At 52.4% G+C, this 24,217-nt stretch carries 20 protein-coding genes; 16 read left to right on the forward strand and 4 right to left on the reverse strand.

The features are described from left to right. Positions 1 to 9: 9 nt before the first annotated feature. Entirely contained in the window at positions 10 to 2,622 is a 2,613-nt protein-coding gene (locus GN112_RS04425; protein ID WP_155309120.1) for a 1-acyl-sn-glycerol-3-phosphate acyltransferase, read from the forward strand. Positions 2,623 to 2,661: 39 nt separating this feature from the next. Here the strand turns inward: GN112_RS04425 and GN112_RS04430 are convergent, their stop codons facing one another. Then, positions 2,662 to 3,360 (reverse strand): HNH endonuclease, encoded by a 699-nt coding sequence (locus tag GN112_RS04430; RefSeq protein ID WP_155309121.1) that lies wholly within the window; start codon positions 3,358 to 3,360, stop codon positions 2,662 to 2,664. A 505-nt stretch (positions 3,361 to 3,865) separates the two neighbouring features. On the opposite strand from GN112_RS04430, the gene GN112_RS04435 reads away from it, so the two are divergent. Both GN112_RS04435 and GN112_RS04440 read left to right on the forward strand, forming a co-directional pair. Next, on the forward strand, positions 3,866 to 5,359 hold the full coding sequence (locus GN112_RS04435) for a hypothetical protein (protein WP_155309122.1): 1,494 nt from the start codon (positions 3,866 to 3,868) through the stop codon (positions 5,357 to 5,359). Continuing rightward, entirely contained in the window at positions 5,338 to 5,940 is a 603-nt protein-coding gene (locus tag GN112_RS04440; RefSeq protein WP_155309123.1) for a VWA domain-containing protein, read from the forward strand. The genes GN112_RS04435 and GN112_RS04440 overlap by 22 nt, the downstream gene beginning before the upstream one ends. Before the next feature lie 113 nt (positions 5,941 to 6,053). Here GN112_RS04440 and GN112_RS04445 read toward each other — a convergent pair whose 3' ends face one another. Further along, the gene (locus GN112_RS04445) at positions 6,054 to 7,271 is read right to left on the reverse strand and encodes an amidohydrolase family protein (RefSeq protein WP_162458780.1); all 1,218 of its coding nucleotides are present in this window, start codon (positions 7,269 to 7,271) and stop codon (positions 6,054 to 6,056) included. A 434-nt stretch (positions 7,272 to 7,705) separates the two neighbouring features. Between GN112_RS04445 and GN112_RS04450 the strand changes: the two genes are divergently transcribed. From GN112_RS04450 to GN112_RS04475, 6 genes are all read left to right on the forward strand, one after another. Beyond that, the gene (locus tag GN112_RS04450; protein ID WP_155309125.1) at positions 7,706 to 9,490 is read left to right on the forward strand and encodes a sugar transferase; all 1,785 of its coding nucleotides are present in this window, start codon (positions 7,706 to 7,708) and stop codon (positions 9,488 to 9,490) included. Between the two features lie 53 nt (positions 9,491 to 9,543). Next, complete coding sequence (locus GN112_RS04455; protein ID WP_162458781.1) at positions 9,544 to 10,272, forward strand: OmpA family protein; 729 nt, start codon at positions 9,544 to 9,546, stop codon at positions 10,270 to 10,272. Further along, positions 10,269 to 11,333, forward strand: a complete 1,065-nt coding sequence (locus tag GN112_RS04460; protein ID WP_155309127.1) for a polysaccharide biosynthesis/export family protein — start codon at positions 10,269 to 10,271, stop codon at positions 11,331 to 11,333. The genes GN112_RS04455 and GN112_RS04460 overlap by 4 nt, the downstream gene beginning before the upstream one ends. 32 nt (positions 11,334 to 11,365) lie before the next feature. Next, positions 11,366 to 12,820: a GumC family protein gene (locus tag GN112_RS04465; RefSeq protein WP_162458782.1), complete on the forward strand. Its 1,455-nt coding sequence runs from the start codon at positions 11,366 to 11,368 to the stop codon at positions 12,818 to 12,820. A gap of 45 nt (positions 12,821 to 12,865) precedes the next feature. Further along, the gene (locus tag GN112_RS04470) at positions 12,866 to 13,618 is read left to right on the forward strand and encodes a CpsD/CapB family tyrosine-protein kinase (protein ID WP_155309129.1); all 753 of its coding nucleotides are present in this window, start codon (positions 12,866 to 12,868) and stop codon (positions 13,616 to 13,618) included. 204 nt (positions 13,619 to 13,822) lie between these two features. After that, positions 13,823 to 14,275, forward strand: a complete 453-nt coding sequence (locus tag GN112_RS04475; protein ID WP_155309130.1) for a hypothetical protein — start codon at positions 13,823 to 13,825, stop codon at positions 14,273 to 14,275. Here GN112_RS04475 and GN112_RS34190 read toward each other — a convergent pair. Together GN112_RS34190 and GN112_RS04485 are read right to left on the reverse strand one after the other, a co-directional pair. Then, positions 14,264 to 15,490 (reverse strand): hypothetical protein, encoded by a 1,227-nt coding sequence (locus GN112_RS34190; RefSeq protein ID WP_231716912.1) that lies wholly within the window; start codon positions 15,488 to 15,490, stop codon positions 14,264 to 14,266. The genes GN112_RS04475 and GN112_RS34190 overlap by 12 nt on opposite strands. 47 nt (positions 15,491 to 15,537) lie before the next feature. Beyond that, on the reverse strand, positions 15,538 to 15,762 hold the full coding sequence (locus GN112_RS04485; protein ID WP_155308746.1) for a hypothetical protein: 225 nt from the start codon (positions 15,760 to 15,762) through the stop codon (positions 15,538 to 15,540). A 187-nt stretch (positions 15,763 to 15,949) separates the two neighbouring features. Between GN112_RS04485 and GN112_RS04490 the strand changes: the two genes are divergently transcribed. From GN112_RS04490 to GN112_RS04520, 7 genes are all read left to right on the forward strand, one after another. Beyond that, positions 15,950 to 16,786, forward strand: coding sequence for an O-antigen ligase family protein (locus GN112_RS04490; RefSeq protein ID WP_155309131.1), 837 nt, complete (start codon positions 15,950 to 15,952; stop codon positions 16,784 to 16,786). Between the two features lie 26 nt (positions 16,787 to 16,812). Further along, positions 16,813 to 18,246 (forward strand): flippase, encoded by a 1,434-nt coding sequence (locus tag GN112_RS04495; RefSeq protein ID WP_162458783.1) that lies wholly within the window; start codon positions 16,813 to 16,815, stop codon positions 18,244 to 18,246. A gap of 240 nt (positions 18,247 to 18,486) precedes the next feature. Then, complete coding sequence (locus tag GN112_RS04500; RefSeq protein ID WP_162458784.1) at positions 18,487 to 19,614, forward strand: glycosyltransferase family 4 protein; 1,128 nt, start codon at positions 18,487 to 18,489, stop codon at positions 19,612 to 19,614. After that, complete coding sequence (locus GN112_RS04505; protein ID WP_155309134.1) at positions 19,575 to 20,882, forward strand: hypothetical protein; 1,308 nt, start codon at positions 19,575 to 19,577, stop codon at positions 20,880 to 20,882. Before GN112_RS04500 ends, GN112_RS04505 begins: the two co-directional genes overlap by 40 nt. A 158-nt stretch (positions 20,883 to 21,040) precedes the next feature. Further along, positions 21,041 to 22,060: a right-handed parallel beta-helix repeat-containing protein gene (locus tag GN112_RS04510; protein ID WP_162458785.1), complete on the forward strand. Its 1,020-nt coding sequence runs from the start codon at positions 21,041 to 21,043 to the stop codon at positions 22,058 to 22,060. Further along, entirely contained in the window at positions 22,057 to 23,280 is a 1,224-nt protein-coding gene (locus GN112_RS04515; protein WP_155309136.1) for a glycosyltransferase family 4 protein, read from the forward strand. Before GN112_RS04510 ends, GN112_RS04515 begins: the two co-directional genes overlap by 4 nt. Continuing rightward, positions 23,273 to 24,163, forward strand: coding sequence for a glycosyltransferase family 2 protein (locus GN112_RS04520; RefSeq protein WP_155309137.1), 891 nt, complete (start codon positions 23,273 to 23,275; stop codon positions 24,161 to 24,163). Before GN112_RS04515 ends, GN112_RS04520 begins: the two co-directional genes overlap by 8 nt. Positions 24,164 to 24,217 lie beyond the last annotated feature (54 nt).

Genomic DNA, 24,217 nt, shown 5'->3' on the forward strand with positions numbered 1-24,217 from the left:
AACTCGACCATGAAACCCGTATCCATGCTCAAACGACTGTTCCTGCGCATGACCGGCCCGGCGGAAAAACGATTTACCTGCTGGCTGCCCGAACGCATCGGTTTTTTTACCATGTTCATTCTGCGCCGCCTGTTCTCCGGCGTCACCATGGCCCCCGACATCCGGACGACTGTCGATGGCCTTCCCGACGACGCAGTTATCGTCTACGTCTCCAAAAACAGAAGCTACTTTGAATTTTTATGCTATTACACGCGTTATATGCAGGCCCGGATTCCTTTTCCGCAACTCTGTTTTGATTGTAAAATCAGGATGCTACAGCCAATTGGACGACTGATCCACATCGCCGGGGCTCAGATCCGCCACTTTTTGCGCCATTTTTCTATGCGGGATCCGTATCGCGAGGGATTTATCCGGGAAGAGATTGCCAGGGGGACCACCGCCTATCTGCCGCTGGTGGGCAAACGTGAATTTTACCTCAGTTTCATTAAATCCAAGGACGATCCCATCCGTCACCTGATCAAGATCCAGCGTGACCTGAAGCGACCCATCTGCTTGATTTCCCATCTGATGTTCTTCAGCAAACGGCCGGCCTCCACCTGGCCCACATTGAGTGACATCGTTTTTGGTTCCCCTCAGAAACCGGGAAAACTGAGGCGTCTGACCACCCTGTTCAACAAACCGGAACGAATTTTCATTGAGGTCTCCGATCCGGTCAATGTCAAAGCATTTCTCGAGGCAGCGGACAACCGCGGCCGCAGTACCGCTTATCTGGCTCTGAAATTGCGCCGGGACCTGCTCAGCCAGATCAATGCCCATCGCAAAAGCATTACCGGTCCCACCATCAAAATGCCAGAGGAGATCAAACAGGAGATCCTCACCAGCGAGGAACTGCGCCAGTTCATGACCAGCCATGCCAAGCGTCGGGAGACCACAATTTTTGAGGCCCATCGCGAAGCCGTACAATATGTTGACGAAATTGCCGCCCATTACAGCCCATCGTTTATCAATATTGCCCATCGCATCATCGGGCGCTTTTTGAAAGTGGTTTTCGAATCGGTTACCGCCAACCCCGATGCGCTGGCGGACATCAAACGGGTCTCGCGCAAAGGGCCGGTCATCTTCATGCCTGCTCACAAAAGCCATATGGACTCGATCCTGCTTTCTTTTACCCTTTACGACAACCATATGCCCTGCCCGCATATCTTCGCCGGCAAAAACCTATCCTTCTGGCCCATGGCGCCAATCTTCCGCCGTGTGGGTGCGTTTTTCGTTCGCCGCAGTTTCAAAGGTGCGGTTTTCTATGCCAAGGTTTTTTCGGCCTATATCTTCCAGTTGTTAAAGGAAGGCTTCAACATCGCCGTCTATATCGAAGGCACCCGCAGCCGCAGCGGCAAACTGCTCCAGCCCCAGTTGGGCATGCTTTCCATCCTGCTGCACGCCTTTTTCAAAGGCGCCTGCCAGAACCTGATCTTCGTTCCGGTCTTTATCGCCTATGACCGCATTCCCGATGAAGGATCCTACCTGCATGAAATCAGTGGCGGGAAAAAATCACCGGAGAACTTCCGCCAGATGCTCAAGGCCAAATCGATCCTGAAAAAGCGCTATGGCAGCGTTTATCTCAATTTCGGCCACCCGCTGGCTCTTGCCGACGTACTGGCCGAGCAGAACCTGATTGGTGCAAGCCTCTCGTCCAAGCAGCAAAACGGTCTTTGTCGCAGCATCGGCGCCCATATCATGAACGCCATCGACCGGCAGACGGTGGTCACCCCCCAGTCCATGGTAGCCGGCGCCCTGCTGTCATCGGGCAGGGAGATCATCTCGCGCAAGGAGCTGGATTTCCGCGTAGAGGCATCCATGAGTCTGCTCTACGCCCAAAAAACCCCCCTGGCCGAAACCCTGACCCAGGGGCACGAGGGCGCTCTGGAAACCACCCTGAAGCATTATCAGGGACGCAAATTCATTCAGGGCAGCGACGAGCAGGGCAAGGGAGGAGGCCGGCCGGATGCCTGGCGGATTATTGAAAATCGGCGTAACGCCTTGGACTATTACAAAAATATCAGTATCTGTCATTTCATCCCGGCGGCCTTTACCTCCCTGGCCATCCTGGAAAAAGACGCTTTCCAGTTTTCGACTACAGACCTGCACGATACTTACCGCCGCCTCCAGGAGCTTTTCTCCGAGGAGTTCAACCCCGATCCGACAAATCCGCCAGCCTTTACCGTGCGCAAAACCATGAAAGCCTTTATCGACATGGCCATTCTGGTTCCGCATCCCACCATGCCGGACACGTACAACCTCTCCTCGGAAGGGTATCGTAAGCTGGTTTTCTTTGCCGGATACATTGAACCGTTTATCGCCGCATACCAAACTGCGCTGGTCTATCTGACCAAGAACCGACGAAACCGGCATGACCGGAACAAAATGTTGAAAAGGATGCTGGGCATTGGCAACCGCATGTTAAAGCAGGGAGAAATTCGCTTAAAGGAGTCCATCTCCAAGGCAAATTACGACAATGCGGCCAATTTTTTTGCAAAAAACGGTATCAGGGGGTCTGAAGACGAAGAAACCATCCGGGGGTGGAACAAAACCCTGGCCCATTACCAGAGCCTGATTGCCCGATAACCAAACGCCTATAGCCTTCAAGATAAAGTGACGCTGGGACTATTTCCGGCGACCGGGAAAAGGGCCCCGGCTGCGCACAGTGGTTTTTCGGATCACCTGCAGGGAGTCGTAGAGCTTGGAACGGGTTTTTCGCCTCAACTCCTTGATGAGTTTGGGCGACGGGTCATTTTCAAGACGCTCGCAGCAGGCCGAACACAGCGCCACCATATTTTTAACGGAGTGCTCGCCCCCCTGGGAAAGCGGATCGATATAAAACGGCCTCAGTTCGGTTGACGGGTCCGCTTTATCGGCCGGTTTGCCGCAGGCTTCGCAGCACATGCCGCAGCGCCGCAGCACCGATTTGAAAACATTCTTTTTGCGGTTAAAGGGCTGGGTTCCGTCGGCCACGGTTTTCCATGGCTTTCCGGGCTGCGGTTTTTCAACTGTCCGGGCCCTTAGCGCAGCGCCGGTATTATTACGGGGTGGGACAGGCAAGCGGGCGGCTTTTTCAGCCGTTGCGATCCGATCAGGGAAACGTTTTTCCAGCGGTTCCGGCGGGTCGACGGACCGTTTTCGCTTTCGAACCCGAATTCTGCCATCCCTTCCGTCAGCCGCCTGGCTGCCGGATACGGATTTAAGCCACAAACTGTGATTCTCTTTTTGCAAACGCTGTTTCAATTCTTCATGGGTTTCGTCCGCATCAAACTTGACATTCATCTCACGCAGCATTTGCTGAATTTCCAGTTTGCTCAGTGTCATGGGAGGTCCTTCAACTCATTTTTAAATAGCACTGCCGCCAGGGGCATGGGTACAAACGGGCCAGCAGCCCGCTCGATGGACAAAAAGGATCGTTGATTACACCAATCATACCAGGGATGCAATCTGTTTTTGACACGCCTCATTCTCAGAATACTTATATCACCGCAAGGGGGCGCCGGACCAGGATTGGTTCACTGATCGTCTCACGGATCAAAGCGCCCCGTGAGAAATCGGAGTACACAAAAATAGACAGCCGATGATCCGTTTGGTTGCAGTGCCCCTGTCATGGTGTGGGCGGCGGCTGCCGCCCACTCGAGCACGACATCCGAGTCACAGGCAACTCCAACAAATACTGAGGCATATGATTCCAGCAGGTTGTATGGATCTGCCGCTGAATGGGCCCCGGGGCGTTTACCATACCGCATCAGACGGCACATGAATTGCTGAATCAGATAGCGCCGCTGGCCAACCGTGGCCGGATCTGTCATGCAAATGGAGAGCGATCATGATCGATGCAACCCTGTTGTTCAACATCACTCCCATACCGTTGTTATCGGTGCTGGTATGGATAGTGCTGGTGTTAACGGCCCTACTGCTGGCCCGCCATCCTTTTAAGGAGGTCATGGCATCCCTGGGACGTTCCATCTATCAGTCCGGCCGCATCGCTGCCACAGCCGTCAGATTGGCGGAAAAGCAGCTGAAGGCGAGAAACCGGCAGATTCGCCTTGCTGCTGATCTAACCCGTGCCGAACGGCAGGTGGAACGTGAATTTGAACGCATCGGCGCGGCAGTTGAACGAAGCCAGATCACCGTCCCGTCTTTGCAACGCAACATTAACGGACAGCTGGATAAATTAAAGAACGATTACCAAAAAAGCGCTGACATTCCCCAGGGGCTGTCAGACTGGGTGCGGGTAATCGATGCCATTGCCGGCATCCGGCCTCCGGTTGACCCCATGGCGGCCACAATCCTCGAGAATATCCACAGCACCTTAAAAAAGCAGCATCACGTTGCCTTGAACGGTCATCGCCAAGCGGTTTCCCAACGCCACCGTGTCCTCGCCGGCATGCTGCCCCAATGGCGCAAAACGGAGAAGCGCCTCAAAGGAATCGAAACAGCCACGTTGGTACTCAGCAGCCGCGCCGAGCGGGTCGATCGCTGCATGGCCGATTATGAGGCCATTCGCACAAACACGGATTCATCCGAGCGCAGCCTCTCGGCCTCAGCACTGACGCGATTCTTTGCCGCGGCATTGGTGCTGGGCATTTTTGCCATCGGTGTCATCGTCAACTTCAACTTGATTGCCCTGCCCATGTCTGAAATGGTTGGTGCAAACAGTTACATTGGGTCCTTCAACACCGCTGATGTGGCCGGCTTTTTTCTGGTTGGTGTTCAGGTAGTGGTTGGAATCTTTCTCATGGACACGTTGTGCATAACCCGGCTGTTTCCCATGCTTGGCGGCTTGGATGAGCGTCAACGCACCTGGTTTTTCTGGTCACTCCTGGCCTCGCTGATCGTTCTGGCCGGTATCGACGCCGCGCTGGTGTTGATTCGTGATCGCATGATCATGGATATGGAAATCCTGAAACAAAGTCTGGCCGGCCTGGACCCGGATCAGGCGGTCACACAGACGCTTCCCACAGTTGGCCGGATGGCCCTGGGATTTGTTCTGCCGTTCATTTTGGCAACAGCAGCCATCCCCTTAGAGGCCTTTATCGCCACATCCCGGATTCTTCTCGGTCTCCTTGGAGAGTTTCTCTTGCGTGCTGTTGCCACCCTTCTGCACCTTGGCGGCAGCGTGGGACGCCTCCTGACCACTGTCCTTGTCAAAACCTACGATCTGTTCATTTTCCCGGCTTTGTGGGCAGAAGCCCTGATCGTCAGGAAAATTGCTGACAAAACCCGGCTTCGACGGCGACCGCATCTGATCCCGACCTTAAAAAACCAGACCGTACCCATGACGGAAGGGCGGATGGCATGCAAAAAGTCCATCGATTAGGCTTTGTCGTCGGTATCACCAATCTGATTCTGTGGATCCTGTTACCAACTGGATGCACCAGCCCGCCCCATGCCACGAGAGCCGTTTATCTACTGATGGGCCCATCCAATACACAACCTGATAACTTAGCCACCTCCCAATCCATTGTGGCCGCGCTTCTGGGAGCCCTCGAACCTGGCGACAGCCTGGCTGTGGCACGGATGGATTCGGCTGGAGGGGGCGAAAAGGATGTGATGGTAAAAGCGACCTTTGACCCACGGCCACTGGTGGCCAATTCCCAAAAACGGGCCATCTACCGGGCGATGCGCGAATCTGTCCTTGCCTCATCCGCCGCCGGGGATGCCGATATCGCCGGAGCCCTCCTACTGGCGGTCGAGCACCTCAAGGCCCTGAAATCCGATCGAAAATACATCCTGATTTTTCCCAATCGCCTGAAAAAAGAAATGGATGCATTGAACGGGAATGTAAGCCTTCAACTGGACGGGATCCACATTCTCGCCCTGAATACGCCGGCATTGCGCGAGGCCCGCGAGAATACAGGAGAGCATCTGGCGTGGATAAAGCAATTGCAGATCAAATAGGGTATCAGTGTTTAAGATAATGTTTTTGGGCTGCGTTATCGGTCGTCGCGGTATGGCTGATACAGCTTCCTCCCTCTGGTCTTGCCAAAAACATTATCTTAAACACTGTAGCTTTAATTGTTGCCGCCCGTGCAGGAGTCGAGGGGCCGGCCGCCAACCACCCGATAGACCAGCTGATGGAGTGCTTCCGGTACCGTCTGGGGAGGCGTGCGAACGGTCAGAAAATCGGCCCGCATGCCGGTTGCGATGGCACCCCGATCCGAAAGCCCCATCAGTCGCGCGCCGTTGAGCGTGGCGCATTGAATCGCCTCTTCCACATTCAGGCCCGCGTCAATGAACAGCTGAATTTCCGTTTTCATCGCCAGCCCATGGTGTACACCGGGACTGCCGGCATCCGTGCCCACGGCCAGGATCACGCCAAGCTGCCGGGCGGCACGGATTTGCTCCAGTTGGTGCTCCAGGTTCTTGCGGGACACATCGGCAAAGGAAGCATCACTGCGGTGCCCCTGAGTTTGCAGGTAGTCCTGGTAGGCCTTCATCGTCACGGCCGTCGGCACCCACACGACGCCCCGGTCAGCCATGCGCTGCATGTTTTCGTGCCCCATGAAAAAGCCGTGCTCAATACTGGTACATCCGGCTTCCACGGCCAGTTGAACCGGCAGGTGACCGTTGGCATGCACCATAGTGGGCAGCCCATGGGTACGAGCCGCAACAACCGTGGCTTTCAATTCCTCGGTAGTAAACTGCGGCGGCGTTTCCACGCCGAACTGGGTAAGGCTGTTCAGTCCGGAGTTGACCAGTTTGACGTGGTCCCGTTGATGGGCCGCCGAAAACAGGCTCTCTGCCAGGCTCGTTCCAGGGGGCACCGGAATGCCGATCAGTTTGCCATAACGGCCGGGAGCATTGCGCGCCCGGCCCGGAGCGGCAATCGTAACCGTGGATGGCCGGCGGCACTTGTATTTCAGGCTGTCGCCATTTTGGTCCCCGCCGTCACGAACCGCCAGCACGCCACAGGCCAAATGCTGATCCAGATGCCTTGCAATGACACTGCGCTGATCGAGGTCGCTATGGCTGCTCTCCAACTGGGTTTTGCGCACCACCGGATCGGTACTGCCGGACATGACCAGATGCACATGGCTGTCGACCAGGGCAGGGAAAACCGTACAATCGGACAGGTCGACGACGGCGATGTCCGGAGGCAGCGGCGCACGGACATCCAGAATCGACTGGAACCGCCCCTCCTCAACAATGATCACCCGGTCTTCAAGGGCCGGTTGCCCGCTGCCGTCAATGAGCCAGCCCACACGGTAAGCACTTTTTCTTGAAATCATGATCTCCATGGGTAACCGGCAAACCGGCCGGGGCCGTCACCTGCCACCCTCCTGTTGATTAACGATCGATCACCATATTCCTTAAGCAGCAATGGCTGTGTTCTCCTATACCCTGCCCCGCCCTGGCGTGCAACCCGCTAAACACCTTCAGGCAGGGCAATCGCAAGTAAAATCAAAAACCGGCCGTTCCTGAACACGCACCATTCCCGAAAGTGGAAAAATGCCAAATGCCAAAGCCCAAATGTCAAATGAAGGATGAAATCGATTTTAAAAAGGTCAAGCTTTGACACAACCGGTCGATATGAATAAGCAAAACCGTAATAAAGCGTTTCTGATGCACAGTCGTATGACGGATAAGCGGCTGAATTGTTTTCCCTGAGTACGGCATAAATACAGGGCAATCACTTATCCATAAACCCGTTGAAGCTGTAACGATGCCCTCAATCGCCTCCACCGCTGTCCTGCTCGCCAACGGCCCCACGGTCATCGACGCCGTGCCCATTGCCGCCACCCCTAAGTTCATGCTGCCCATCGCCGATCGTCCGTTATTGGAATATCAGGTGTCGGTTCTCGCTGCCGCCGGCGTAAAAAAAATCATCATCTGCGTCAGCTGTGAGTGCCAGGTTGCATTTGACCATCTCATGGAGAACATGCCGGACTATCGGGTTCAGATGCGCTGCATTACCCAGACTGCCCCCCGGGGAACTGGCGGCTGTCTGAAAGATGTGGCTTCTTATATTTCAGGGGATGATTTCTGGGTATTCGGAGCAGATCTGTTTTTGGATACCGATTTGAAGCCGATGATCGACTTTCACCGTAAGCGGAACGCCGTCGCCACGGTGGCCGCAGTCTGCGAGGGGATCCCACCATGGGGTTACGAAAGGGTTCAGTGCGATGATCACGGAAATGTTAAAACGATCCATCGCTATCATCCTTCCCAGAACCGGCGCAGCCGCTTCAGGCCGCTGGGGCTGTATCTTTTCAAACGCAAGATTCTGGACCGTATTCCCGACCAAGGCTTTTTCGATCTGAAAGAGCAGCTTTTCCAGTTGCTTTACGACACCGGCACGGCGGCCATGGCTTACGAAGTCATGCGGTACTGGCGTACCATATCCAGCTTGGACAACTATATGGCCGCCAATCGCGATGTGCTGCTACGCAGAACGGAATTTCCCTTTCTCCAGCAACACGACACAGCGTTCGATCCGGATGCCGCCGATCCAAACGGCAAAATGATTGCGCCGCTCTTTCTTGGTAAAGACATTCGTGTCGGCACGGATGCCGTACTGATCGGCCCCTCGGCCGTGGGGCACGGATGTGACATCGGCAGCCATGTGGTGGTAAACGGCTGCCTGGTATTTCCGGGGGCCCGCATCGGCGCCCATGCCCAGCTGACCAATTGCATCATCGGCGAAAATGCCGTGATCGAAAACGGCGCCATTCTCCGCGACAGTGTTTTGCTGGATAAAATCGACACGGCCGATGACGCAACCGGCCGGCTGTCGCCGGTTCTGGACAACATTCCCGGTGAGACCGGCATCAACAAAAAAGGCCGGATCATCCACCGGTGCGGCTACCTGCTCTGGAAAAGAGGTTTCGATATCGCTTTTTCGCTGCTGGCATTGACTCTGCTGAGCCCTTTGATGCTGCTGATCGCCATCGCCATCAAGCTGGATTCACCGGGAACGGTATTCTTCCATCAACGGCGCTGCGGATGGTACGGTGTCGATTTCGACATGTACAAATTTCGAACCATGGTGCAAAACGCCGAAGCGGTCAAACGCAAGATTCATCACCTGAACCAGGTAGATGGCCCCATGTTCAAAATCGTCGGCGATCCGCGGGTGACCCGCGTCGGCCGTTTTTTGAGGGCCACCAACCTGGACGAGGTGCCGCAGTTTTTCAATATCTTGATTGGCGAGATGGCGCTGGTCGGTCCGCGGCCGCTCTCCTGGGACGAGATGCGCTATAATCCCCGCTGGCGCGATCAGCGCATTACGGTGCCGCCGGGGCTGATCGGCCTGTGGCAGCTCAAGTCCCACCAAAACCTTGCCTTTGCAGATTGGATCCATAACGACTTCCGTTATGTTCGCGAGTGTTCGGTATTGCTTGATTTTAAAATTCTGCTGCTCTCCGTGGTTCAGGCGGCAAAAGGGGTTTTCCGATTGCTTGGAAGCATATTGACACGCCAACCACGGCCAAAGGAAACCGATAAGTGATGGGTGCCGACTGAAGCATGATTAATCGATGTGATTTTTTTAAAGATGAGAAAATGAATAAAATAACTTTGATTCTGTTCTTTTTTACCGCTTTAACGGCCTGTGCCCACAACGGTGGAAATTCATTCTCTGAACAGGGGATCTATGTGGAATCGCCGTATTTTCCCACTGAAATCAGTGTCGATGGCAAAGTCGTTGGAACGACACCGTTGGTGATTGATTATTCAACAATTCATCAACGGGAGTTGAAGATTACCGCAGTTGCATTGGAAGACGAGACCTTTCGCCAGGAATTGGTCTTCTCTATACCGCCGTTGCCCAGAAAAATTGTGGTGTTAGCCTTGCACACCTCAGCACCAGTGGTATCCGCAGAATCATCTCAAGCCACGGTATCGGCGCAAGGGACGGATGACTCATCAAAAGGTGGGGCTTCCGAGTGCCTGCCTGAACCCATTTTTACCCCCGTCATCTTTTTCAATACCGACAAAAGTGACATATCCTCACCGGCACAGGAAACCCTGCGGGCCTTTTACGATATCATGAAAAATAATGCCTACCATATGGAAATTGTCGGATTCGCCGACGAACGCCATTGGGCCCCCTACAATCTTAAATTATCCCTTGAAAGGGCCCGGGCGGTTTTTGAGACGCTGCATTCCCTGGGGCTGTCCGCCAATAGAATGCATGTGGAAGGCCGCGGCGAGATTCAGACCCTAAATGGCCAGGGTCATCAAATGAGCTGGGATCATAACCGCAGAGTCGAAATAAGGATCCACGAATGAATCGAAGAATTCGAATGATTTGCCGACATCCCGAAGTTGTGCCTGGTGTCGGAAACACGATCAGGACAAACAAAAAGTGGGGCACCGCCATCCTTGGGTTGCTGATCTTAATCGTGACGGCCTTGGGTGCGGCGGGATGCGGCGGCCCAAGTGGATATGGAAAAGGGGTGACGAATCTTAGTGTTGCTTCTCCCTCCGCCATTCCGGCCGCTTATTTAATCGGTGCCGGAGATGAACTGGAAGTCCTTTACTACATCGATCCCGATGTTGACCTGCCGGAATACCGCGTCGACAGTGAAGATACGTTGCGGGTCGATTTTTATTACTACCCGGTAATGAGCAAAACCTTATCCGTCAGACCGGATGGCTATATCACCCTGCCACCCATTGGTGATGTAAAGGCCCGCAACAAGAAACCAACCGATCTGGCCCGAGAAATCTCCGAACTGTACACCCCTATCCTGGCCAAGCCGGTGGTAACAGTGGAAGTCATCGCCTTCAATACCAAAATCGAGGAGCTCAAACGGGCCATCTACAATCAAGAAAGAGGCATGTCCCGCCTGGCCGTGGTCAGGCCCGACGGCGTCATTTCGCTACCCTATATCGGGGATGTCAAAGCGGCCGGTTTGACGACCCACCAATTGCAGGAACAATTGCATCGGCGCTACGCCCACATTCTCTACAACTTGAGCACCACCGTGGTGGTACTCAATGCCCGCTCCAACCGAATCTATGTTTTGGGTGAAGTCGAACGACCCGACTTCTATGAACTGCTCGGCCCAACGACCCTGACCCAATTGCTGGCCACTGCGGGCGGATTGACCAGGGAGGCCAAAACCGATCAGGTCATTATCGTCAGGCGGGGAAAAAACGGGCAGCCCGATGCCCATATTGTGTATATGAATCAGATCATAGGTGAGGCTTCACTTCTGGATCCGATGCTTCAACAATATGATGTGATCTATGTGCCACGCAGCGCCATGGCCAGAGCGGCCTTGACAGCGGATTTTCTGTGGCGGATTGTCCCGTTGCGTTTTACGGTGGACTACAACCTGAATTAACGTCTCGATTAGAAATGGAAATGGCAAAGGCTATGCCCAGTTATCAGGCCAAACCGGTACGAACTTCGCTGAGAGATGTCTTTTTCATCCTGTTCTACAAGGCCAAGGTTTTTGTGAGCACCGTTATTGTGATTGCAGCCGTGGTCATTGTCTATTCCCTTTTTACAACACCGCTGTATAAGGCCAGCGGCAGCGTTTTACTGAAACCTCTTTTTGACTCCAGTCAGCGCCTGCATACCCAGGAACGTTTCGATGTGCTGCCCGTCTCCGAGCAGGATATCAATTCCGAGATCAATATCATGCGTTCCGATGCCCTGTTGCGTCAGGTGGTGGAAACCCTTGACCTGCATAAAAAAACAAGCACCGGCGTTGCCGCTCTCTTTTCAAAGCATAGTGAAGATTCTTCAAAAACTTTGGAGAATGCCGTTCTAAGGCTGCGTAAAGCGATAGAAATCAAACCCGTGCCCATATCCAGCATCATCAATGTCAGCCTGAAAGGCGACGATTCAAAACAAATCACAAAAATCATCAATACGTTCTTAAATGCCTATATCGACTATCACATCAATGTCCACCGGCCCGGTGGCGGTGTTGATTTTTACAGTCAGCAGACCGAAAACGCCAAGCAAATGCTTCGGCAGGCTGAAGAGGCGCTCAAGGACTTTGAGAAAAAAGAATCGGTGATCGACATTCCCGAGCAAAAAATCAATAATGTCACTTTGATGCGCGCTCTCAGTCAGGAGGCCAGTTTACTGAAGGCCCAGATCTCTCAGACCGAGACCATTCTGGACAAATTGCGGCCTTTTTTAAAGCATGGTAAGCCGTTGGATGCCATTCCGGAAGAATTGCGCACCCACGAAATCCTGGTTGACCTGCAAAAAGCGTTGATCCCCTTACTGGTCGAAAAAGAGCGCATTGCGTTAATGTATCCAGTGGGATCGGTGGAGTATACCGATGCGCAAAACCAAGTCAACCGCATCGAAAAACAGATCCGGGTGTTACGCACCCAGGTCTTGAACGGCGTCGCCCTTGATCTCGAAGCCCTGAACCGGCGGAAAACAACCATTGAAGTGGAAATGTCCAACGTCGAGCGGCAATCAACGCGGTTGACGCTCAATGAAATCCAGCTCAATCGATTGAAATGGGAAGTGGAGCAACGCCAGCGCAACTACCAACTCTATCTGGATATCCGGGAAGATGCCATCATCCAGGCCCAACGTGAACGATCCCGGGTGGCCAATGTCTCCGTAACCGATTGGGCCATTGAATCGTCGATACCGATTTACCCTAAAAAGGTCTTTATGACCTTAATGGCTCTGATCGCCGGCATCTTCGCCGGAATCGGCGGCGCTTTTGCCGCCTTTTTTCTGGATCACAGTATCAAACGGCCTGAGGATATCGAAAAAGCGTTTCAACTCCCGGTGCTTGGCGACCTTGGCGAACTCGACGGGGTCCCGAATATGGATCGGAACTGGAATCAACGGTAACTTGACGTAACGGGTGGTGCAACAGGTACGTGCAAGGACAGATCAATGACAAATCACGAAGTCAGCAGTCGCAACACAACCCCAAAAACCAATCGTTCCTTATGCGACGTTTTTTCAGAAGAGAGGGATCCACCGAAACTTTGGCTGCAACATCCCGAGGGGTTCAGCAACGTATTGGAAAAATTTCGGACGTTTCGCAATAAGCTGCTAAGCCAGACATCCGGCGAGTCAAAAAAAGTGTTAACTCTGACCGGTGCCCAGAAACGGGTGGGCACCTCAACGGTAGCATTTAACCTGGGATTGAGCTTTGCCTTGGAGATGGCTCAAGAAAAAATTCTTGTCGTCGATGCCAATTTCCGGCGTCCTGTTCTCCATCAGATGTTCGCCATTGCCCAATGTCCCGGGCTCCAGGAATTGCTGCTGAATACCGCCACGCTCCAGGATGTTGCCTGTGATTACCCATCATTGCCCGGTCTGACATTGATTGCCGCCGGTGATACCACCGCTAAACGGGCGCCTGTTTTTCCAACCAATGCCTTTGTCGCGTTTATTCAGGAGGTAAAGGCCGCCTATGACGTTGTAATCATCGATACGGCGCCGGTCCTTCAATCCGGCCAGGCCGATATGATCGCCTCCCACAGTGATGGCACCATCCTTGTGGTACAGGCCAGCCGAACGCGGTCGGAAGTTGTCGGTGCCGCCGTCAATCAATTGAACAATAGCGGAGCGACGCTTTTGGGCAGCTTTTTAAACAAACGCAAGTACGTGATTCCAGCATGGTTATATCATTATGTATAGCAAAAAGCCGTTGAAAAGCAGTTTTCCAGCACTCCGTCCATTGGCCGGCGACGCGGCCGTGGTTTTGTTTTTAGGCACATGGGTGCCGCTTTCACTGATCATCACTTCAGGCATGGAGGCCAAGTGGTTTGTTCTATCGATGGCCGCCATCATTTTTCTGGCGGTTACCCTGATCGTACCGCAAAAGGAAACGTTTTTCTTTTATTGTGCCCTTTTTTTTTGCCCATACGCGTCGATTATCACTTCTATTTTCTCCCGGACTACTTCGCACGTGACATCAACGGGCTGGCCGTCAGCGCGTTTGATGTTTTTTTCTTTATGGGCCTTGGGATCTGGCTGTTTCGGATTGCAAACGATCGCCTGACGGCCGTTCGGCTTTTTCCGCGGATCAGCATCCCCTTTCTCATTATCTGGCTGATCAGCCTGGCTGGGTTGATCCACAATTCCGTTGACGGCCCCATTGCCATTGCCGTGTTGTGGCAGGTGTTGAAAAATTTACTGGTCTTTCTATACGTGGCCAACAACCTGCACCGACTGGGCCGGTTCAGGCATATCTTGATACTGTTATTAATCATGGGACTGGTGCAATCGTTTCTCGGACTGGCACAATTTATCGATCTGTGCGGACGAAGATATCTTAAATGGTCAAGCAGCTAAGCTAAATTTTACTTCCTTATTGCTGAACCAATTGTGATACTCATCGTTGATTTTCAAAGTTGTGATGATAGCCAGATTGAGAGAGCCTTTCTTCGCCCAACTCATTCCATTCTTCTTTTGGCGATTTGAAACGACGAGGTCGTTCATCTTTTCACCCACATTACTCGAGTTCCGAAGATTTAACCGTTTGCGCATATCATAGTTGGGAATCGAGGATTTATTCCGACCCAAATAGTCAATGAGCTTTTGAATATGATTCTCATCCTTGATTTCGGATGCCGGGATGTTTTCAAGATATGATATGGCCTTGTTTGTAAGGCCGTGCCACAACAACGGCATAACCGCGCGAAGCGTTTCATTTCTCAACTTTCTGCCTTTCATCCCCATGCTCAATTCTTCTTTGAACTTCTTGCATAGATGAAACCAATCAAGAACAATCTGCATATTATTGTACCAACCAAATTGCTTGACGATGGCAGCATTTAGCGCCTTATGGCCGTCGGTAAAAATCTGAAGACGTTTGCCGAATAGAAAATTTGACAAAAGAAACGCGATTAGCAACCACAAGCATGATTTGGTGCCATCAGCTGCCAATACGTATTTTGGGCCTCCATGTTCAATGTGGCATACGGTATCATGTACATATTTTCGCGTATGCTCAGTGATTTTTGGGCTTTCTCGTGTACCCTTCTGCCTTTTGGGGGTTACGTCGTCTATGCTTATGTTGACCGTTTGACTGGGTTCTTCGTAAATGACGGGATTATTCAACAGTTCAATCGGATTATAGTCGAAAGATCCTTTAGAAAGGGCCTTGTGAACTTCATCCATGGGAATTGATATCGGTTCTCCGCCCCTGGGAATATCTGGGTTGATACAACATCCGTCAGCGCTGAAGTTGCCATGATTCAAATCATCGGCCTTTTGCTTTAAATGGTCGATCAATTCCCGACCTTCTTTCTGGGTCTGATCATGCAATGTGCGATGTGGCGTACCGCCTTCTATTTGGTGCCGTATGAAGTTGAGCCATTTTGATGTTTTCCGGAAGGATCCTTCCGTATTACCCATAATCATGGCCCGTTCCTTAAAGCCCGTGGTCAAATAAAACTGATTCGTTCCTAATGGGGCAAATATCGATTGACTACTGTCAAACCGAACGCCATTTTCATCAAATGCGAAGTGGGTTTCAAACGCAAAACGCCCCACGGCGCCATCCACCAGATATGGGCTTTCATTTACCTCAATTTGATTAGCCCCACTGAAAGTCAGGACTTTTTTTTAGACACCTTTTCCATGTGTCGTGCTATGGCGGCTCTTATTGCAGGGTATGCCGTATTTAAAATTGCTATTTCGCAGTCGTCTATATTTTCACCGGCATCAGCGTTTACAGTGTATTGATAACATCCATCTTCCAGTTCAATGGGCTTATCGTCCGTTTCCTCATCACATTCAACCAGGTTCACCATGACTTCGATTTTGTATTTGCTCATTGGTAGCCTCCGTCTCGGGGTTTGAGATAGTGATCTACCAAAACATCGCATTTATCTTTAATGATGTCCAGTCAATTCCGAACCTATTTTCATATCTTAATTTTTGGTTAGCCCTTTGTGCAATATCCATCCTGGGCATGGTCCGCACAGCTCGCAATTTATCACCGGCGGCAAACTCGGGTTAACAATGTTCGGTGAAGCCGAGCGGTCGTATTTTGAAATGCGAACCGGTGCCGAATACGTCAGCCGCGTTGCCGGCACCCTCGGGCACCCCAACAAACTGGCTGTATTTCTCAACCTTTTGCTCCAGCTCAACATCGCCCTGTTGTTCGGCGTACGCACCGCGCGCCAGCGCCTATGGCTTTGGCTGACCCTGGGCATCATGGGCATCGCCATGGTTTTGACCTATTCCCGCGGCGGGTGGCTCGGGCTGATTTTCGGCGGCGGGGTCACGTTGTTCTGGTGTCTGTACCGCATCATCGGCAAGCGGACCCTGGCGATGATCGCCGTCGGGACCATCTCTGCCATGATCTTTCTTTCCCTGGTGATCGGTATCCCCTCGGTTCGCAAACGGCTGTTCGAAAACGATTACGGCACAGCCGCCCTGCGTGTTCCCATGAGCCTGGTGGCGGCCAACACCATCGTTCATAATCCCTTACTGGGCGTCGGACTGAACAACTATACGGCCGAAAGCAAACGCTATGACATCAGCGACAGCGGCGTGAGTTATACCTTCCCCAGACCGGTGCATAACGAATTTTTGCTCATCGGCGCCGAACAGGGCGTGATCGCCCTGATCCTATTTCTATCCATCCTGGCGCAGATGTTCATCTACTTGTTTTGGGTGGCGAACCACAGTCCTTCAAGATATTTATCCTATGCAGCCATCGGTTTTTTCAGCGGCTGGCTGGGCTGGTGCTTGCACCATCAATTCGAATATGAATATGTCTTTTTTCCCGAATTCACCTGGGTATTGTTCGGCATGTTCCAGGCGATGGTTGTCTGGATCGATTCCGATTCTTAACCCGTGCAATGGAGTCGGTTTGTATCGTGGCAGTCGCTATTTTGAAAAAAATACTGCAGAACAGCATGTTCTTGATTGCCGGACGTCTATTTAGTCGGGCCATGCAGTTCGTTCTTTTTGTTTATGCCGCCCGTCAATTGGGCGTTGCCACCTTCGGCCTTTTTTCCTTTGCCTATGCCACGGTGAATCTTTTTGCCATTACCATGGATTTGGGATTGTCTTCCTATCTGGTACAGCAACTCAGCCGCAAGCAACAACGCCTTACCACGCTGCTGTTTCAGGCCATGTGGCTCAAGGCAATTTTAATTCCCCTGGGATTGGCGATTATCCTGATAAGCGGGTCGTTGCTTGCAACGCACACGGCCACATGGTGGCCCTTGATCCTGTTGGGCATCGCCGCCGCCGTAGACAGTATTACTTCTTTATTCTACGCCGTCTTTCACTCCCGTCAACAAATGCAGTATTCCGCCCTGGTCATTGCGACCAGTAACGGAATCATGTCCCTGGTGGGCCTGGCATTGCTTTTTTTCTATCCGGTGGTGGGCCTGTTGTGTGGGATCTTTGCTCTGGGTGCGGTGTTGCGCTGCATCCTTGCTGCCATGATAGTTCGCCGCAAAATTGAGTTGCCTGAAAAACGAAGTGACGATCGCTTTGCCACGGAGATGCTTGCCAAGGCGTTCCCCTTTGCACTGGTCACTATCTTTGTGACCATCTACTACTACATCGACACCCTGATTTTGACGGCCTTTAGTTCTGCCGAAGTCGTGGGGCATTACAACGCGGCCTACCGGCTATTGGAAGCCCCCCAGTTTATCGTTCAGGCGGTAACCACGGCGCTTTTCCCGGCTGCATCGTCTTTTTACAACCATGATCGCTCCGAATTGCGACATCTAACCGCCCATTTCGTACAAAAAGCCGCTGCCTTTGGTATTTCGGTGGCCATCGTCACCGCCTATGTGGCCGATGAGCTGGTCTATCTGCTCTACGGCTCGGCTTATAGCGCCTCCGGTCCTTTGTTGGCGGTTCTGATCATCAGTGCAGCGATCATCATGCCCAACACGATTTGCGGTACGACATTGCGGGCAACGGATCACCAGAACATCAGTGCCGTGGTCACCGGTTTGGGCGCATTTTTGAATATCGGTTTGAATCTCGCGGTAGTGCCGCAATTCGAAGCCCTTGGCGCTGCCTGGGCAACGGTGGCCACCGAAGGATTCGTTCTGGTAGTTTATTTTTTTTTGGTCTGGCGATGGGTCGGACCGCTGTTTTCCTTTACTTTTCTTTTACGGCTGGTCCTGATCGGTCTGTTGTGGATGACGGCGATGACAGCCACACGGCCGCTGGGTGTCGTAGCCCAGGTTGGCGCTGCTGTCGTGCTGTTCTTTCCTTTTCTCATTGCCAGCGGTATTTTTAAAACCAAGGAGCTGAAAAAGATTATGCAACGAAAGGCCCCTTCATGATGCTTAGAATCGGGGATGAAATTAATTTTAATTAATAAAATTCCCGATCCTTAGAATCCGGGACCATCACATCGAAGCGACATTCGACATGGCCGCAGTGCAGCCGGTTGCTGCCGAAAAGCAGGCCCAGTGCCGAGTTTGAACGATATTGTCGGAACCCTTTGAAAAAGTCCACAAACCATGATTCAGGATTACAAAATCTTATATGTCAGCTATACCCGGTCCGGTCGAGGGGATGAAGTGCACACCCGGCAGTTCATGGCGGCTCTGGAGGCGTTGCATCCCCGGGTGGTGTTTCATACTCCCCGGCTGGCTGAAAATATCCACGCGCTTAAGCAACGCCGGGGAACCAAAGCGCATGGCGGAGCCGATCCCCTGCGGGAATTACGCTATATTGGTGGCGTGCTCTTAAAACGGGTCCGTGAACAGTGGATCGTATTGCGTCGGGAACAGCCCGACGTGGTCATCATGCGCTCCTGCCGTTACCTTTCCTTGGTCTGGCTCTGCCGATTGCTAAGGATACCCATTGTTCTGGAGGTCAACGCCCCCATGTGGGAGCGCAATTTGCATCCCACGGGCGAAAGATTCAGACCCATGACCTTTTGGTGTTGGCTTGAAGCTCGGCTATTTGCTTTGGCCGATCGTGTAAACGTCGTGTCCCAGCCCTTAAATGACTATTACTATCGTTATGGTCTTGCACCGAATCGTTTGACAGTCGTAGCCAACGGTGTCGATATCTGCTCTTTTTCTCCCACTCGCAGCGGATCGGCCGTACGGACCCGGTTCAATCTGGAAGATAAAATCGTCATCGGTTTTATCGGCAGTTTTGCTCCTTGGCATGGCCTTGACTTTTTGCTTCGCAGCCTCGATCGTTGGGCTGTGGATAACCCCGATCAAAAAGATCGGATGGCCTTGTTGCTGGTAGGGCATCAAACCCGGCAATTCAGACTACCAGATGTTCCAGGAGTGCCAACGGTGATGATCGGCAAAGTGCCTTTCGAACAAGTCCCTGATTTTATGGCGGCCATGGACATCATCACGGCGCCGTATCCACCCATCGAACCGTTCTATTTTTCTCCGTTGAAGGTCCTGGAAGGGATGGCCATGGGAAAGCCCGTCATTGCCTCCGACCAGGGACAAATCAGCGAATTGATCACCCATGGGTACAATGGCATCCTCTATCCGGCCGGCGATCAGTGGGGATTCCTCAACCAGCTGCAGCGCCTGATCGAAGACGGAGAATTGAGGTCGGCACTGGGCGCCAATGCCCGGCACATTATCGAAAAGAATTTCACCTGGCACATCAACGCAAAGCGAGTCTTGGAAGTATGCAACCGATTGATCCGGCAAAAATACAACCGGTATTGAAACCCGAAGTCAGCCTGCGCCCCTTTCCCTATCCATTTCAGGCGGCCCTGGCCATTGCTTCGGATATCGACCGTTGCGACCGAAGTACGTTTGTGCAGGTGCATCGGTATCTCAATGGGACCCGAAGCGGTTTGGGTCTACCCATTTCAGACTCCTTTTTCGGCACCGGCAAACCGCATCATATGGCCTATTTTTTAGAAGATGGCCGTACACCTTCCGAGGACGCCGAATTGATCCGATGTTGTCTGGAAAGCGGCCTGATTGACACCCTTCACTCTTGGGGAGCCTTTGATTTTCAGCCACCCAGGGAAGAATTTTTGCGGCCCATGGCGCAACGCCTCATGGAAACCTTGTCTGCACGGGGTCTCAGGGTGAGCGTCTGGAGCAACCACGGTGCCCCCATCAACTTCCAGAACCTCTACGTCCGCACCCGGCCTGAATTTATGGGCGACGATCCCGGCAGTGACTATTACACTGCCGACCTTTTGGATAATCTCGGTATCAAGTTTTACTGGGGGGGTGAGCTTGTTGCTCTGCCTCTGTCCAACCGACGAACCTTCTCGACTGTTTTCATGGAAAGACGACACCAACTTGAAACTATAGTGAAAAATTTTATCAAGCGTCTCCTGGAACGTTCGGCCACTCAACGAAATCCGCGGATGGTATTGCATCTTTGCTATCCCACCACCTTACGCGACAACCACTCTCTTTTGCAGTTTACGCGCTATAATAGACATCCGTCCGGGGTTTGGGGTCATCCGACCCGTCACACCCTTCGTTACGCCCTGGATTCCACCGCATTGCGGGAATTGATTGCCCGGCAAGGCTACCAGATTGTCTATACCCATCTGGGAATGCCTCATGACGGCAGCTTGCCCCTCTTTCCTGAAGAAGATGCCAAGGCCCTGGAATCCCTGGCAGACCATTATCATCAAGGCCGTATTTGGGTGGCAACCACATCGGTATTGTTGAACTATTGGTTGGCGGTTCACCATCTACGGTGGTCCGCCGTTGCTGAAGGTGAGAAGGTCGTCATCCGGATCATTGCCATTAATGATCCGGTGACAGGGCCACGGATTCCTTCGGCAAATGAACTGGCAGGGATTACCTTTTATTCACCCCGACCCCATGATACCATTATTTATTTAGATGATAGAGTGTTACCAGCAAGGGCGCAACCAGCCGATACCAGTGGGCAACCATCGGTGGAGCTGGATTGCCCCAATGCTCCGGAGATCGATTTTCTGGCTCATTTTTCCAGCCCATAGGTGCTATGGCAGGGAATAGTCATGCAAGGAGGTGCAGCAGTATGAGGAAAATAACAGACTCCCGCCTTACGGCATATCGGTCTTATGGAATGGTGCTCTTTGTGTTGTTCTTGGCCTCTTGGACAACCGCATGGGGTGAGACCTATTACGTGAGCAGCATGGGCAATGATGAGGCTGACGGCAGTATTGACCAACCATTGAAAACCCTGGTCGCTGCGGTTGCCAAAATTCAGCCCGGCGATCGAATGCTCATCCATGAGGGCATATACGCTGAAATGTTGGATGTCACCCGCTCCGGAACAGCCGATCAACCGATTACGGTTGAGCCCGTGGCCGGCGCAACGGTTCGTATCGATGCCACCGGTCTACGCCACGGTGTCATCATTTACGATGCCGATTATATTATCGTTAGGGGCCTGACCATTGAAAATTCCCTTCGGTCCGGCATTCACATTCATGATCACCAGAACGGCGGGTATGGGGCAAATTTCAACTGCATCGAAGGCAATACGATTCGCCGATGCGGCACCGAAGGGTTCAACGGTATTTATGTCGGCGGCCACAGCAACCAGGTTTTCAGCAACCAAGTCATCGGCAATGCATTCAAAACGGATGAATCGGCCAATATCGGCCACGGCATCTATGTACTGGGAAATGACAATCAGGTTGGTGGCAACATCGTTCGGGCTAACGCCGGTGTCGGCATTCGCCTCGAGGGTGAACGCAACCGTTTTGAGGACAATGTTATTGAAGACAACCTGGACTTTGGTATCACCATTTGGGTGGACGCCCCCATGAAAGGCGAAGACCTGGTGATCCGCAACAATCTCTTGCGCGACAACCAGCGTGGCGGCATATCGGTCTATGGGCAGGGTGATGGTGAAAAGCCCCGCAATGTACTCCTCAGCGGCAATATCATTGTCAATCAAAATGGTGAATACGGCATTCGGGTGATGGAGGGCTGCTGCCAGGTACGTGTGATGGAAAACACATTCCAAGGCGCCTTCAGCAAGGCAGTCCTTTATGTGGACGAGGCCTCCTTGGTTGGGTATGAAGAACATGACAGTCACATCGAATCCACCGGTGGGTTTTATTTTAAAAATAAAACCTACGACAGTTACACCGCTTACAAACAGGCCTATTTGGTCGATCCTGTTAATTTAAGAAAGGCCCCATGAGCACCTCATCTGCCCTGGCATACTTTTTTTCATCGTTTCCCTCTCTGAGCATGACGTTTTTACAGCGCGAGGTGCGCGATCTAAGGGCTCAAAGGCAAAACGTGGCATTGTTTGCCAACCGCCGGCCCAAGTTAGGCGATTTCGATCCCCAGGACATGAATCTGTATGCGGACACCTTCTATCTTTATCCAATCCGCCCCATACGGCTATTGAAAGCCAATTTGAAGCTGATTGTCACTCGCCCCGGCGCCTACAAAAACGCCCTGCACCAAGCCCTGCGTTTACATGATGGTTTCAATTTACAACGCTTGCGTAATCTGGCCCGTTTGTTCGGCGCGGCAGTGATCGCCGAACGACTCTCGGCATTGAAGATCAATCACCTGCACGTGCATTTTGCCTTTGGTGCCGCCGGAGTGGCCCTCTTGCTGAAAACCTTGCTGGGGATTACTTACAGCATTAGCATTCACGGCAGTGATGTGCTGATTCCCCAGCCCCTGATTCGTCAAAAACTCGGCCAGGCCCGCTTCATTATTTCCAATTGCCGCTTTCATATCGAGCATTTGAGAAAAGAATTCCCTGAGTTGGGTGATCAGCGATTTTACCATCTGCCCCTTGGCATTGATCTGAGCCACCCTCCCTGGTCCTCGGTATGCGAAGTCGCTTCCCCGCCTCCTCTTCGCATCCTTTCAGTGGCACGCTTTAATCCGATTAAAAATCATGCCCTCCTCCTCAACGCCCTGGCGCAGCTTAAAGCCAATCAGATCTTTTTTAGATGCCGATTGGTTGGTGAAGGCCCGACTCGAAGTAAAATGATGGCCCTGGCAACATCCCTGAAATTAGATCGACAGGTCACTTTCTTAGGTCCGTTGACCGAGACCGCGGTAGCCCAGCAAATGGATTGGGCCCATGTGGTCGTGCTCTCCTCATTTAGCGAGGGCACCCCCATGACATTGATCGAAGCCATGGCCAAAAAACGAGCGGTGGTGGCACCGGATATCACCGGCATCCCCGAGTTGGTCGTTCATGAAGAGACCGGCCTGCTCTATCCCTGCAATGATCAGGACCGCCTGATCGCCTGCTTGCAGAAATTGGCCGATAACCCCAACCTCATCCGCCATATGGGAAATCAAGGGCATTGGCGGGCCAGAGGGCAATTCGACATTAACCGCCACACCCGCAACCTGATCACCATATTCCAACAGGAGCGAATGCATGACTAAGCAGCCCGTTACCTACGCAATCGTTACGCCGGCACATAATGAAGCCCATTTTTTACCCGCGGTGATCGCCTCTCTGACAGCACAAACGATTCCTCCCACCGCATGGGTTATCGTAAACGATCGCTCCACCGATCATACGGCAGAGATCCTGGATCGGGAGGCCAGGAAAAAAGGCTTTATCAAGGTTGTCCATCGCAGTGGGAAAGGTGACCACGTGTTGGGGTCCCATGTCTCAGAGGTAGTCAAAGAAGGGTTACATTATGTGCCTCCTCAAATGGACTATATCGTTAAGATGGATGCGGATCTCGTTCTGCCCGAAGATTATTTTGAACAAATTTTTAAATTGTTCCAAGACGATTCACGTTTGGGCATTGCTGCCGGGAAGATGTACACCCAATACAGAAGACGATGGATCATGGAGCGCTATCCTGATTTTCATGTCCCTGGGCTGTGTAAAACGTATCGTAAAGCTTGTTTCGATCAAATCGGCGGCCTCTATTCGCTTTACGGCTGGGATATCCTGGACTGCACCAAAGCTCGCATGCTGGGATGGACCACCGCTTCTTTTAGTAAACTTGCCATCCGGCATTTAAGAATGATGGGCTCAAAGGGCGGTATGCCGAAAGGCCATATCGGCCATGGCCGTGGGATGTGGGCCACCAACGCCCATCCCCTGTTTGTGCTTGGTCGCGCCCTATATCGGTCCCTGGAGCCCCCTTATCTGACCGGACTGTTCATTATCCTTGGATACGTGATTGCCCGGCGCCGCGGCGAACCCCAACTTCAGGACCGCGCATTGGTACATTACCTGCGCAAGGAACAACTCAGTCGTCTGATGGGCAGAAAGCTAAAGGAGGAGTCTCTACGCATCAAGTCACTATAGTATTCAAGATAATGTTTTTGGGCTGCGTTATCGGTCGTCGCGGTATGACTTATA

The organism is Desulfosarcina ovata subsp. ovata (genome assembly GCF_009689005.1).
Lineage (GTDB): Bacteria > Desulfobacterota > Desulfobacteria > Desulfobacterales > Desulfosarcinaceae > Desulfosarcina > Desulfosarcina ovata.